Genomic DNA, 13,664 nt, shown 5'->3' with positions numbered 1-13,664 from the left:
AATAATATATAAATAATTTCATTAAAGTTAATGTATTGTACACATTTATATAATATAATATGATTAAATAGAAAATATTTCTTGAGATTCAATGATTTACACTAAATTCCAAAGGATGTATGTTTAGAAATATTGAATGAGGAGGGGGATAAAATGTCTATAGAATTTTTAATAGATTTAGTAGTTATTTTATTAAGTACGGAACTTTTAGGAGCAGTAACTAAAAGATTAAAGATGCCTAGGGTAGTTGGGGCACTTATAGCAGGCCTTTTAATTGGCCCATCTTTTTTAAATTTAGTTAAACCTAATGATTTTTTAACCCAAATGGCAAAAATAGGTGTAATTTTATTAATGTTTAATGCAGGTGTAGATTCAGATTTAAAGGAACTAAAAAAATCTGGTAAAGCTTCTACAATTGTTGCTTTAATAGGAGTTTTTCTACCTTTAATAGGAGGATTTTTAGTAGCAGGATTTTTTAACAATGCTGGCACTCCTTTCTCTGGAGGAATGACTACCACCCTTCAAAACATTTTTATAGGTGTTATTTTAACAGCCACATCAGTAAGTATAACTGTTGAAACTCTTCAGGAAATGGGAAAATTAAAAACCCATTCAGGAACTACCATACTTGGTGCAGCAGTTATAGATGATATTTTAGGAATAGTACTTTTAGCTATTATAACAGGTATGTCTAATCCACAATCTAGTATAAGAATTGTAATAATTAAAATAGTAGCTTTCTTTGCAGTTTCAGTATTACTAGGTATGTTGTTTAAAAAAGGTTTCAGCGATTTAAAATATATAAGTTTTGATACTAAAAGAGTAATAATTTATGCATTAGTATTTTGTTTTATAATGTCATTTAATGCAGAACATTTCTTCGGAGTAGCAGATATAACAGGAGCTTATGTAGCTGGAGTAATATTATCACTTACTAAAGACCATAATTATATAAAAGAATCTGTAGAAACTATATCCACTGCAATTTTCTCACCAATATTCTTTGCAAATATAGGTATAACCACTGTAATATATAAAATGAATACTAGCATGATTATATTTACAATATTATTACTTTTAGTGGCTATTTTAACTAAACTTTATGGATGTAAATTTGGAGCAGAAATTTGTGGTTTTGGTAAAGAAGAAGGATTACAAATTGGTGTGGGAATGATATCAAGAGGAGAAGTAGCATTAATAGTTACAGACATAGGAGTGGCTTCTGGATTTATAAAAGATATTTATTTAGCTCCAGTAATAATAGTAGTTATAGTAACTACCATAATAACTCCTATATTATTAAAACTTGTTTACTCTCATAAAAATGAAGAAGTTGAAGAATTTCAAAAACAAAGTGTTCCTGTACAAGCTAAACCTGTAAGAGCAGAAGTAAAAAAAATAGAAGATATAAATAGAAGTAATAAGTAATGAAAATGTTGCTATAGTTAAAAAAATAGTGAATTAATGGGTATTTTTTATTTCACATATTGTAAAAAATATGGTATTATAAAGTAGTAAAACTTAGATTTATTAATCTAAGTTTTATTTATGCAATTAAATTTAAATTTTAAGGATGGTGGAATTTTATGGAAGATTCTTTTCCTGGAGGGAGAAACTTTAAATTTGTAATTATTAGTTTAAATAAACTATGTATAATAAGTGGTAAAAATTATTTATTAAATTTTAAATAGAAATAATTTTTATTTTATCAATTGCTAAAAATAATATTTTTTTGATTTTATAGCATACTTGCTTCTATAAAAATCAAATTTTAAAGCAATAATGTTTATTTTATCACTTACTATGCATAGACTATTACAAATAATTATAAATTAACATTTTGAAATTAAAGCTGAGGTGATATAAATGAAAGAAGAATTAATAGAAATATTGGAACTAATAAAAAATAAAAAATTTACAGAAGTTAGAGGAAAAATTATAAATTTTAACTCTGTTCATATAGCGGAGTTAATAGAAAATTTAGAATTAGCAGAAGCTATTTTAGTATTTAGAATGTTACCTAAGGATTTAGCAGTAGATGTGTTTAATTATTTAAATAATGATTTTCAAGAAAAAATTATTTCTTCTATTAATGATAAAGAAATAAAATACATGATAGAACAATTGTACTTTGATGATATGATAGACTTGTTAGAAGAAATGCCTGCTAATATAGTAAAAAAGATATTAAAGCACTCTAATGTAGAGCAGAGAAAATTAATAAATCAATTTTTGAATTATCCTGAATACTCTGCAGGTAGCTTAATGACTATAGAATATGTAGATTTGAAAAAAAACATGACTATTAAAGAAGCTTTAGAACATATTAAAGAATATGGAGTAAATAAACAAACTATTTACACTTGCTATGTTATAGATGAAAAAAGGAAATTGGAAGGAATTGTATCATTAAGAAAATTAATATTAAGTGACTACAATTTAAAAGTAGAAGAAATTATGAAAAAGGACATAGCTTATGTAAATACTTACCAAGACCAAGAAGAAGTTGCTGCAGTGTTTAAAAAATACGATTTAATTGCAGTTCCAGTAGTGGACAAGGAGCGTAGATTAACGGGAATTATAACTGTAGATGATATAGTAGATGTTATTGACCAAGAAAACACAGAAGACTTTCAAAAAATGGCAGCAATGGCACCTTCCGAAGAAAAATATTTAGACACAGGAGTTTGGACATTAGCTAAAAATAGGCTTATGTGGCTTGTAATACTTATGATTTCTGCTACTTTTACAGGAAATATTATAAAAAGATTTGAAGATGTGCTTCAATCTGTAGTTATTTTAACAGCTTTTATACCTATGCTTATGGATACTGGCGGTAATGCAGGTTCTCAATCTGCTACTTTGGTTATAAGAAGTATTGCCTTAGGAGAAATTAAAGGAAAAGATGTTTTTAAAGTAATTTGGAAAGAACTTAGAGTAAGTGTAATTGTTGGATTTTCCCTTGCGTTTTTGAATTATTTAAGAATAAGATTAGTAGAAAAAGTTCCTTATAATGTTTCTTTAGCTGTATGTATAACTTTATTTTTTACTGTAGTTTTAGCTAAAATAGTAGGTGCTATTTTACCTATGATTGCAAAAAAATTAAAACTTGACCCAGCTATTATGGCAAGCCCCCTTATAACTACAGTAGTAGACGCTACTTCTCTTATTATTTATTTTTCAGTAGCTAGGGTGTTGCTTAATATTTAGTTAAGAGTTGAGAGGGAAGAGTTAGGAGTTGTAGGGAATTTTTCTCCATTGCATTGCGAAAAATTTTTGATTTTGTTGGGAGGATATTTTGGAGTTAAGAGTTGAGAGGGAAGAGTTAGGAGTTGTGGGGAATTTTTCTCCATTGCATTGCGAAAAATTTTTGATTTTGTTGGGAGGATATTTTGGAGTTAAGAGTTGAGAGGGAAGAGTTAGGAGTTGTGGGGAATTTTTCTCCATTGCATTGCGAAAAATTTTTGATTTTGTTGGGAAGATATTTTGGAGTTAGGAGTTAAGATGGAAGAGTGAAGAGTTGAGGTACAATTCCAGTAAAAATTTTATTTTTACTGGAATTGTATTTTTTTTGCGTTTATTCAAACATATAAAATAGATTTCTTGAGGTACGAAAGAAATTCTCCACAACTCTAAACTCTTCCCTCTTAACTTTTAACTAAAAAAGCTCTTAACTAAAAAAGTATTTGTCGAAATTTTTAGTGAATAAATTCCTGTTAATAAGAAACAATATACTTGAGGTGGAGTTTGTATGCAAGAATTAGAAGCAAAAATAAAAGTAGATGAAATAAAAAAATATATAGGCAGTCCTATTCAATTAGTAACAAAAGAATTATTAATAGGTTCTGTGGAAGGTTTTTTGCTGTATATGAATGGTTTAGTGGATAAATCATTAATAGATAGAGACATATTAAAACCTTTAATGATTTATGCTGGCAATGAAATAAAAAACATTAAAGATATAGAGTATTTAGCTAAAAAATATATACCTTTAAGTAATACAAAAGTTTCATCAGATATGAATGAAGTAGTTCAAAGTATAAAAAGAGGCAAAACCATAATTATATTACAAGGATTTAGCAAATTTATAATTGCAGATACTACTCAGTATGAACACAGAAGTGTAACAGAGTCTATAAATGAATTTTCCACCAAGGGCAGTAGAGAAGGTTTTATAGAAAATTTAGAAGTTAATATAAGTATTATGAAAAGAAGAATTAAAGATAAAAACTTAACTACAGATTATTTTTATATAGGAAGAAGAAGTCAAACAGATATTGCAGTTATGTATATAAGAGATATAGCTAATCAAAAATTGGTAAATAAAATATCAGATAAAATAAAGAGCATAGATGTAGATTATATTCCTGCATCAGCAGTAATGGAACAACTTATAGAAAAACATAGTTATTCTATATTTCCTCAAAGTTTTTCTACAGAAAGACCAGATGTAGTAGAATCAAATTTAATGGAAGGAAAAGTTGCTGTATTTGTAGAAGGTACATCTTTTGTAGTTACTTTACCTAGTACATTTATAGAATTTTTTCAAACTGTGGAAAATTATTATCATAGAACTACAGTAGCTTCTGTTGCTAGGGTTTTAAGAATGCTAGCAGCATTTATAGTTATAAGTTTTCCTGCAGTTTATGTAACACTTATAAAATTTAATACAGAATTAATACCTTTACAATTTATAAAGGCAATAGTAGAAGCTAGGCGAGGTATAGCTCTTACGCCCTTTATGTCTATTTTAGGTATGAATTTAACTATAGAATTTCTAAGAGAAGGAGGACTTAGGCTTCCTTCTAAAATAGGTCAAACACTAAGTGTGGTAGGAGGTATTATTATAGGAGATGCAGCTATAAGGGCAAAAATAGTTAGTCCTACTACTTTGCTAGTAGTGGGAATTACTACTGCAGCTACATTTGTAATTCCTAATTATGAAATGGCACTTAGTATGAGATTATTAAGTTATGTTATATTAGTTTTGGGAAATTGGCTTGGTATGTATGGCATAGTAATAGGCTGGTTTTTTATATTAGCTTATTTGTGTTCTTTAGACAGTTATGGAGTAAGTTATTTATCTTTTTATAAAAGTGATATGAAGGATATATTTATAAGAGCACCTTTATGGAAGATGAATAAAAGACCAGAGGTTATACCTAATGAAGATAGTATAAGACAAAGTGATTTTAAGTTAAAAGGTGAAAAGAATGAGTGAAATTAATTCAAATAATAAAAATTATATAACAGCTCACCAATGTGCAACTATATTAATTGGAAGTATGGTAAGTCTTGGAATGATTAATTTACCTGCAGATGTGGTGAAAAATGCTAACCAAGATGGATGGATAGCTGCAATACTAGGTATAGCTTATCCTGTGTATTTAGTTATAATGGCAAGTTTTATGGCTAAAACATATCCTGAAAAAAACATATTACATTTAAGTAAAATGTGTTTTGGAAAAGTTATTGGGAATATATTAAATTTAATATTTATATCATTTTTTATATTAGCAGAAACAACAGTAGCTGCTGGATTAAGTAATGTACTTAAAATATATATAACTCCTTTTTTGGAAAGTAAAAAAATACTTATAGTTATGTTTATGGTGCCAGCTTTTATAGCGTATAAAGGTCTTGTTAATTTAGCTAGAGTAAATGAAGTTATTTTTTATATTACATTACCTATTTTTTTAATACCTATAGGTGCTATTAAAGAAGGAACTATTTTAAATTTAATGCCTGTATTTGATACACCAGCTATAGATATTTTAAAAGCTACAAAGAATACGTTTTTTGCTTATACTGGTGCAGAAATATTATTTTTAATATATCCTTTTGTAAAAGAAAAAGATAAAATTAAAAGTGCAGGATTAAAGGCTTCTGTAATAACTGCATTTTTATATTTATGGATAACTTTTATAACTATTTATTATTTAGGCATAGATATAGTTCCTAAATTTTTATGGCCTGTTATAACAGTAAGTGAAAGTGTTATGATACCTATAATAAATTCCTTTAGATATGTAGCTATGGTTTTAAATTCAATTTTGATATTTAGAACTCTGGCAAATAATTATTATGCTGTGGCATTTAGTGTTAAAGAAATGGTAAATAAATGGAAAATAGAAAATATAATATTAGTTTTATATGTAGTATTTTTTATAATATCACTATTTTATGGTAATCCTGTTATAAGGAGAAGTTTTATAAATAAAATAATGCCTATATATGTACCTTTAAATTTGTTATATATAACTGTTATTTCAATTTGTATATTCTTTAAAAAAGGTGATAAAAATGTCCAAAAAAAATAAAAAAATTATAAATAGAAAACCTATATTTTATATATGTATTTTAGTTATTTTTATATATTCATTTATAGGTTCCAAAGGAGATTTAATTGAAAATCTTAATATACCTATAGGCATAGGATATGATTTAAAAGGAGAAGAATATGACATATATATATTAACACTGGAAGATGAACAAAGCGATGTAAAAGCAAAATTAAGAAACGGCTCTGCACTAAACATAGCAGAAACAAGAGAAAAAAGATCCACTAAATCTAGTAAAAAATTCATAGTAGGATTGGAAAAAATATATATTTTAAGTGAAAAGCAATCTGAAAAGGGATTAAAAACTATAATAGATGTATGGATTAATAATCCACAAGTAAATGATAGAGGACTTATAGCTGTATGTAGTGGTAAATCTAAAGATATATTAATGTATACAAAAAATCAAAGTACTAATGCAGCAGAATACTTAGAGGGTATTATAAAAAATTTAAACCAATTTAATTTTTTTTCAAAGCAATTTACTGTAACAGATTTAATGGTTAGAGCAGATGCAGAAGGAAGAAATCCAGCATTGCCTTATATAGATATAACAAAAGATGGCTTAGCTACTACAGGATTAGCTTTATTCAAAGGTGATAAAATGATGGGTAAAACAAATTTGGAAGAAGCTAAATATATAAATTTATTAAAATATGATAAGTTAAAAGGAATACTTACAATTCAAAAAAACATGAAAGAATATATAAGTTTTTATACAAAGTCTCGTAAAAAGGTAAAATGCTATAAAAAAGATGGAAAATACAATTTTGTAATTAATCTTAATTTAGAAGGGGATATAACAAACAATCAATTATATTTAGGTTTAAACAAAGATAAAGAAAAATTAAAAAAGTTTACTAAAGACATGGAAAAAGAAGTAAAAGATGATTGCAATTATTATATTGATAAAATTCAAAATGAATATAAATTTGATGTATTAGGTCTTGGAAAATATGCAGCAGCTAAATATGGAAGAAAAAAGGGAATAGATTGGAACAAAGAAGTAGTAAATTCTAATATAGAAGTAAATGTAAAAGTAAAAGTAAAAAATCAGGGAAGAGGAGATTATTAAAAAAGATTGCTGTGCAATCTTTTTTTAGTTGAGATGGAAGAGTTAATGTAGAAAATATTCATTTTTTAGAGGAATTTCAAAAAAAATCTAGAATATAAAAATGTAAGGAAATGTGTAAGCAAAATTAATATTAAATTCAAAATATGAAAATTTTGAAAGGGGTTATTTAAATGTTTAAAAATTTATTTTCCAAAAAAACAGCTGCATTATTAGCTGTAGTATGTTTAACGTTTACGGTATCTGCTTGTGGTTTGAAATCGTCTAATAGTGGCGGCACTAGCGAAAAGTCTTCAGGAGATAAAGAATTGGTAGTGGTAAACTGGAAGGATTATGCTACTGATGATAAAGAAGCTATGAAAGAATTTGAAGAAAAAAATCATTGTAAAATAGTAAATCAATACATGGCTTCAGAAGAAGAACTTTTAACTAAATTAAGAACAGAAGGAGAAGGTAAAATAGATGTATGCCTTCCAAATTCATCTATACTTCCAGTGGCTGAAAAAGAAGGACTTTTAGAAGAAATAGATATAAGCAAAATAAGCAACTACTCAAAAATATTTGATAAATTTAAAAATTTACCAGAAAATAAAATGGAGGGAAAAAATTATGCAGTTCCTTGGGTTTGGGGTTCTACTAGTATAGCTTATAATACAGATTTAGTAAAAGAGGATATTGATAATATGAATTGCCTTTGGGATGAAAAATATAAAGGAAAAATAGCTTTTAGAGATGATTATAACGATGCTGTTATGATTGCAGCTTCAGTTTTAGGACAAGATCCTAATAATCCAAAGGACTTAGATGCTATAAAGAAAAAATTATTAGAACAAAAGCCTTTAAATAAGACTTATTGGAAAACTGGAGATGAATGGACAAAACTATTTGCTAATAAACAAATAGCTCTAGGAGTATTATGGAGTGGACAAGCAGCTACTATGAAACAAGAAGGTCAACCAATAAAATATGTAGTGCCAAAAGAAGGTGCTGTAGGTTGGGTAGATAATTGGGCTATTGCAAAAGGTTCAAAAAATAAGGAATTAGCACATAAATTTATAGATTATATGATAAGTAAAGATTTTCAAAAGAAATATGCTGAAAAAGGTGGACCAGCTCCAACTAATAGAGAAGCAGTGGCAGCTTTAGATCCAAAATTAGTAGAAGAAAATGCTATGGGAGAAGATGTTTTAAATAGACTATTCTTTATAGCTTATCGTGGAGAAGATACAAAGAAAAAATGGAATGAATTATGGCAAGAAGTAAAAGCTAACTAAATTTTTATTGGCACAAATTAAATATTTGTGCCAATAATTTAATACACTATATAATATGGAGGGGAAAAATGAAAAAGAAAGCAACTTTAACTAGTCCTGCAATTTTCATTTTAGTAGCTTTTGCAGTAGTACCTCTTTTTATTATGTTTTATTACAGTTTTTTAAGTGATGGAGATACAGCAAAGCTTACATTAAATAATTATATAAATTTTTTTAGTAAAGGACTTTATTTAAAACTTACAGCAAAAACCATAAAATTGAGTTTAATAGTTACAATTATATGTATATTAATAGGTTATCCTATGGCTTATATAATGGCAAAGGTAATAGAAAAAGGAAAAAATATATTATTATTACTTATAATAATTCCCTTTTGGACTAGTGAATTAGTAAGAGTTTATTCTTGGGTTAATTTGCTAAGAGATGGAGGGATTTTGGAGGTTTTTTTAAAGAAATTACACATTATAAGTAGCAGCAGTTTAGGATTATTATTTACCCAAAATGCAGTTATAATAGGTCTTGTTCATGTGTTTTTTCCCTATATGGTAATTACTATATATATGTCTCTTGAGAAAATAGATACTTCTATAATAGAAGCTTCCAAAAGTTTGGGAGCATCACCACTAAAAACTTTTATAAATGTAATACTTCCTTTAAGTAAAAATGGAATAATAACAGGATGTATATTAGTATTTGTTCCTTGCTTGGGGAGTTTTGTGGAACCAAGAATATTAGGTGGTGTAAATGGCTCTGTTATAGGAACTATAATAGAAGACCAATTTTTCGAAATATACGGTTGGAATTTTGGTGCAGCTATAGCCTTTATACTGCTAGCATTAGTGCTTATATCTATGAAAGTATTATCTTATTTTAACCAGGAGGTGTAGTTATGAAAAGGAAATTTTTATCTTATTTTTATGCACTATTAATATTTGTTTTTTTATACATTCCTATAATAATACTTATGATTATGTCTTTTAACAAATCTAAATACAATTCACTTCCTTTTCAATTTAGTACCAACTGGTATAGTGCTTTATTTAATAATGACAGACTTATAAATTCTACTATAAATAGCTTGTACATAGCTTTTATAACAGCAATTATATGCATTGTTTTAGCTACAGCTCTTGTTTTAGGAATTAGACAATGTGGCAAAACATTAAAAAACATAGCTAATGCAGTGGTCATTTTGCCTCTTACAATTCCTTGGATTATAATGGGACTTTCACTTTTATTATTTTTAAAATACTTAGGCTTAGACAAAAATTTATTTATGGTTTTAATGGGACATGTGGTAATTTCTCTTCCTTATGCTGTGCTAGTTATTGCTGCTAGAATGGCGGATATGGATAAATCTATAGAAGAAGCTTCTTCAAGTTTAGGAGCTAATGAATGGACCACTTTTAGAAGAATTATTTTTCCACTAATACTTCCAGCAATATTAGCAGGAGGATTTCTTTCTTTTATGGTATCCTTTGATAATTTTGTAATATCCTATTTCTTAATGCCTACAGGAACTTCTACTCTTCCAATTGAAATATATTCTTCTATTAAATTTGGATTTACACCAGAGATAAATGCAGTGTCTACCATAATACTTTCTTTCTCTTTAGTAATAATAGTATTAATTGCAGCATTAATGCAATCTTCGCTGAAAAACATGTTTAAATAAAATTAATTATAGAATAAAAATAGGGAGGAAAAAAATGTATTATTTAAATATAAAAAATTTAACGAAAAAGTATGGAGAAAATACAGTTTTAAATAATATAAATTTACAAGTAGAAAAGGGAAATTTTATTTCTCTTTTAGGACCTTCTGGTTGCGGAAAAACTACTACATTAAGATTAATAGCAGGTTTTGAAGATGCAGATTATGGAGAAGTAATAGTAGATGGAGAAAAAATAAATGAATTGCCTGTATATAAAAGAAATATAGGCATGGTTTTTCAAAGCTATGCATTGTTTCCTCATATGAATGTAGAGCAAAATATAGCATATGGACTAGAACAGAGAAAAATTTCAAAACAAGAAATAAAAAAAAGAGTAGAAGAAATTATAGAAATGGTACAGCTTAAAGGTTTTGAAAAGAGAAAACCTAAGCAATTATCTGGGGGTCAACAGCAAAGAGTTGCTTTAGCTAGAGCATTAATTATAAAGCCTAGATTGCTTTTATTAGATGAAAGTTTAAGTGCATTAGATAAAAAATTAAGAGTAGAAATGCAAATAGAGCTTAAACAAATACAAAAAAAGATAGGTATAACTACTATATTTGTAACTCATGACCAAGAAGAAGCACTTACTATGTCCGACAAAGTAGCTGTTATGTATAAAGGAGAAATTATACAAATAGATACTCCTGAAAATATATATGAATATCCAAAAACATCTTTTGTAGCAGATTTTTTGGGACAAGCAAACTTTTTTAGAGGGAAAGTAATATCAAAACAAAATGAATTATATGAGATTTTATTAGATAATAATAAAAAATTTAAATTTGAAAGTACAAAGCCAGTAGAAATAGGAGATAATATAATACTAACTATAAGACCGGAAAAAATGAATATTCATAAAGAAAAACCAGAAAACACTCATTTTATTAAGGGGAAAATAGAATTTGTAACTTATGCAGGAGATAATTCATTATATAGAATTAAATCTTTAGACAAAGAAGTAAAAGTTCAAAAACAAAATTTTAAAAGAGACTTTTCCTATAATATAGGAGATGAAGTGTATATTTCTTGGGACAAAAAAAGCAGTTTAATATTATATAAATAAGTAGGTGAATTTATGAAAAAAAATGTTTTGGCTTTAGGAGGAATAGTTGTAGATAAATATTTATTGGTAGAAAAATATCCAATTAAAGGCGGAGATACTTTTATTAAAGAAAATTTTCAAAGTGTAGGTGGTTGTGCCACTAATGTAGCTGTAACTTTAAAAAATTTAAATTGTACACCTTACATAGTATCTAAAATTGGCAGTGATGAAAATGGAGAATTTATAAAAAAGTATATAGAAAAACAATGTTTTAAGGAAGATTTTATAAAATTAGAAGAAAACCAAAAAACAGGATACTGCATAACTATAGTGGATGAAGAGGGCGAAAGAACTTTTATGACTTACACAGGCTGCGAAAATCAATTGGATTACAGTATGATAAAACATGAAATTATAAAAAATATAGATTTTGTGTATTTAACAGCTTATTATATTTTAGATGAAGAAAATTTTCAGGAAAAATTATATGTATTAAATAATATTAAAAATCAAGGTGGCAAAATTATGTTTGACCCTGGGGCTTTAGTAAGCAGTGTAAATTTAAAAAATTTAGAACAAGTTTTAAAATTAACAGACATAATAGTACCTAATGAAAAAGAAAAAAAGCAAATTTGTAAAGTGTTTTCTATAAAAGAAGAATATTTTTTAAATTATTGTTTTAAAAAAGGAATAAATTACATAATGGTAAAAAAAGGAGAAAAAGGAGCTTATGCTTATACTAAAGAAAAACAATATAAATTTAATGGTTACAATGTAAATTCAGTAGATACTACAGGAGCTGGGGATAGCTTTGCAGCAGGATGTATATACGGATTTTTAATGAATTATTCTTTGGAAAATATATTGAAAATAGGCTGTGCTTGTGGTGCTATAGCAACTACTAAAATAGGACCTAATGTAAAATTTAATGAAAAAGATGTAATGAAATTAGTGAAAGGGGATTAAAAAATGTTAAATAGAGCTTATGGATGCTTAATAGGGGGAGCAATAGGAGATGCTATGGGAATGCCTGCTTCATTTATGACACCAAGTGAAATTAAAAATACTTATGGAAAAATAATTGATTTTAACAAACCTAAAGAAGCACAAGTGGCACATTTTTCACTAGAAAAAGGTGAAATAACAGATGATACAGAAGAAAGTTTGATTATAGCTTCTGTAATTATAGAAGCAGGATATTTTAAGAGAAGCTTATTTATAGATAAAATGAAAAATTGGGCTATTAAAAATAAAATGCTAGAATCTGATGTTATAGGTCCAAGCACTAGAAGGTTTTTGCAGGGAATAATAGAATGCAAAGATATAGATGAAATAGGAAAATTAGGAGATACTAATGGTGGTGCTATGAGAGTAGCTCCTTTGGGGATATTTTATCATGGAAATGTAAAAAAAGCAGTGGAAGAAGCTTTTGTGTCAGCAAAGCCTTCTCATGGAAGTAAACCAGGAGCAGCAGCTACTTGTGCTATTGCAGCAGCAGTATCACAATCTGTAGAAGGAAACACTTCTTTAAAAGAAGTTATGGAAGCTTCTATATATGGTGCAAAATATGGTGAAGAGCAAGGTTTTGATATTCCAGCACCTTCTGTATTAGATAGAATAATTTTGGCAATGAATTTAGTAGATAAAAATCAAGGAAAATCTCTAGAGGATATAGCTAATATATTGTACAGGCATCTTGGTGCTAGCATGAAAAGTTATGAATCCATTCCTCTTAGTTTAGGTGTTTTTTATGCTGCAAAAGGAGATTTTGAAAAAGCACTAATTAATACAATAAATTTAGGTGACGATGCAGATACTAATGGTTCTATAGTAGCAGCTTTATGCGGTGCTTTTAAGGGAACTTATGAAATAAATGAAAATTGGATGAATTATATAAAAAATACTAATAATATAGATTTAAAAAGTATAGCCAGAAATCTTTTAATATTTCATAGTGAATACAGGTAATTTGAGGTAAATAAAGGTAGTATAATTTCATAAAAAAATAATTAAAAATAATTTATATAAAAATAATAATACAGCCTCATAAATAGAGTTTGTAAATAATTTGAATGAATTTTAGACAGTCTTAGAATAAAAAATAAAAAAACTCCGTAATTCATCACAGGACGTGATGAGCCAATTTCCGCCCCAAGGACGGGGCATAAATTGGGTAGGAGTTTTTTTATTTTTTATTCTTAGAGTGTCTTAATGAAAT

At 27.3% G+C, this 13,664-nt stretch carries 11 protein-coding genes; all 11 read left to right on the top strand.

All coding sequences use genetic code 11. The annotated features are described in order from the left end of the window. Window positions 1-153: 153 nt before the first annotated feature. The 11 genes from CLOACE_RS10650 to CLOACE_RS10600 all read left to right on the top strand — a co-directional run bounded on the left by CLOACE_RS10650 (window position 154) and on the right by CLOACE_RS10600 (window position 13,414). Entirely contained in the window at window positions 154-1,428 is a 1,275-nt protein-coding gene (locus CLOACE_RS10650) for a cation:proton antiporter (RefSeq protein WP_070111212.1), read from the top strand. Between the two features lie 438 nt (window positions 1,429-1,866). Further along, window positions 1,867-3,210 carry a magnesium transporter gene (gene mgtE / locus CLOACE_RS10645; RefSeq protein ID WP_070111210.1) on the top strand — a complete coding sequence of 448 codons (1,344 nt, stop codon included), beginning with the start codon at window positions 1,867-1,869 and terminating at the stop codon, window positions 3,208-3,210. 541 nt (window positions 3,211-3,751) lie between these two features. Next, on the top strand, window positions 3,752-5,221 hold the full coding sequence (locus CLOACE_RS10640) for a spore germination protein (RefSeq protein WP_070111208.1): 1,470 nt from the start codon (window positions 3,752-3,754) through the stop codon (window positions 5,219-5,221). Continuing rightward, on the top strand, window positions 5,214-6,320 hold the full coding sequence (locus CLOACE_RS10635; protein WP_070111206.1) for a GerAB/ArcD/ProY family transporter: 1,107 nt from the start codon (window positions 5,214-5,216) through the stop codon (window positions 6,318-6,320). The genes CLOACE_RS10640 and CLOACE_RS10635 overlap by 8 nt, the downstream gene beginning before the upstream one ends. Then, window positions 6,304-7,416: a Ger(x)C family spore germination protein gene (locus tag CLOACE_RS10630; protein ID WP_070111204.1), complete on the top strand. Its 1,113-nt coding sequence runs from the start codon at window positions 6,304-6,306 to the stop codon at window positions 7,414-7,416. The genes CLOACE_RS10635 and CLOACE_RS10630 overlap by 17 nt, the downstream gene beginning before the upstream one ends. A gap of 170 nt (window positions 7,417-7,586) precedes the next feature. Then, window positions 7,587-8,687, top strand: a complete 1,101-nt coding sequence (locus tag CLOACE_RS10625; RefSeq protein ID WP_070111202.1) for an ABC transporter substrate-binding protein — start codon at window positions 7,587-7,589, stop codon at window positions 8,685-8,687. A gap of 68 nt (window positions 8,688-8,755) precedes the next feature. Beyond that, on the top strand, window positions 8,756-9,574 hold the full coding sequence (locus CLOACE_RS10620) for an ABC transporter permease (protein WP_070111197.1): 819 nt from the start codon (window positions 8,756-8,758) through the stop codon (window positions 9,572-9,574). Between the two features lie 2 nt (window positions 9,575-9,576). Further along, entirely contained in the window at window positions 9,577-10,362 is a 786-nt protein-coding gene (locus CLOACE_RS10615) for an ABC transporter permease (RefSeq protein ID WP_070111195.1), read from the top strand. 34 nt (window positions 10,363-10,396) lie between these two features. Next, entirely contained in the window at window positions 10,397-11,467 is a 1,071-nt protein-coding gene (locus tag CLOACE_RS10610; protein WP_070111193.1) for an ABC transporter ATP-binding protein, read from the top strand. A 12-nt stretch (window positions 11,468-11,479) separates the two neighbouring features. Further along, window positions 11,480-12,412, top strand: a complete 933-nt coding sequence (locus tag CLOACE_RS10605; protein WP_070111191.1) for a carbohydrate kinase family protein — start codon at window positions 11,480-11,482, stop codon at window positions 12,410-12,412. Between the two features lie 3 nt (window positions 12,413-12,415). Continuing rightward, window positions 12,416-13,414: an ADP-ribosylglycohydrolase family protein gene (locus CLOACE_RS10600; protein ID WP_070111189.1), complete on the top strand. Its 999-nt coding sequence runs from the start codon at window positions 12,416-12,418 to the stop codon at window positions 13,412-13,414. The last annotated feature ends 250 nt before the right edge of the window (window positions 13,415-13,664 follow it).

The organism is Clostridium acetireducens DSM 10703 (assembly GCF_001758365.1).
In the GTDB taxonomy this organism is placed as follows: domain Bacteria; phylum Bacillota; class Clostridia; order Clostridiales; family Clostridiaceae; genus Clostridium_C; species Clostridium_C acetireducens.
The sequence above is the reverse complement of the archived record's forward strand: the minus strand, read 5'-3'. Positions and strand labels throughout refer to the sequence as shown.

Bases quoted from the DNA above. Each gene is read 5' to 3' on its own strand.
- CLOACE_RS10600 (WP_070111189.1), top strand. From the start codon at position 12,416: ATGTTAAATAGAGCTTATGGATGCTTAATAGGGGGAGCAATAGGAGAT.
- CLOACE_RS10605 (WP_070111191.1), top strand. From the start codon at position 11,480: ATGAAAAAAAATGTTTTGGCTTTAGGAGGAATAGTTGTAGATAAATAT.
- CLOACE_RS10635 (WP_070111206.1), top strand. From the start codon at position 5,214: ATGAGTGAAATTAATTCAAATAATAAAAATTATATAACAGCTCACCAA.
- mgtE (WP_070111210.1), top strand. From the start codon at position 1,867: ATGAAAGAAGAATTAATAGAAATATTGGAACTAATAAAAAATAAAAAA.
- CLOACE_RS10625 (WP_070111202.1), top strand. From the start codon at position 7,587: ATGTTTAAAAATTTATTTTCCAAAAAAACAGCTGCATTATTAGCTGTA.
- CLOACE_RS10640 (WP_070111208.1), top strand. From the start codon at position 3,752: ATGCAAGAATTAGAAGCAAAAATAAAAGTAGATGAAATAAAAAAATAT.
- CLOACE_RS10620 (WP_070111197.1), top strand. From the start codon at position 8,756: ATGAAAAAGAAAGCAACTTTAACTAGTCCTGCAATTTTCATTTTAGTA.
- CLOACE_RS10610 (WP_070111193.1), top strand. From the start codon at position 10,397: ATGTATTATTTAAATATAAAAAATTTAACGAAAAAGTATGGAGAAAAT.
- CLOACE_RS10615 (WP_070111195.1), top strand. From the start codon at position 9,577: ATGAAAAGGAAATTTTTATCTTATTTTTATGCACTATTAATATTTGTT.
- CLOACE_RS10630 (WP_070111204.1), top strand. From the start codon at position 6,304: ATGTCCAAAAAAAATAAAAAAATTATAAATAGAAAACCTATATTTTAT.
- CLOACE_RS10650 (WP_070111212.1), top strand. From the start codon at position 154: ATGTCTATAGAATTTTTAATAGATTTAGTAGTTATTTTATTAAGTACG.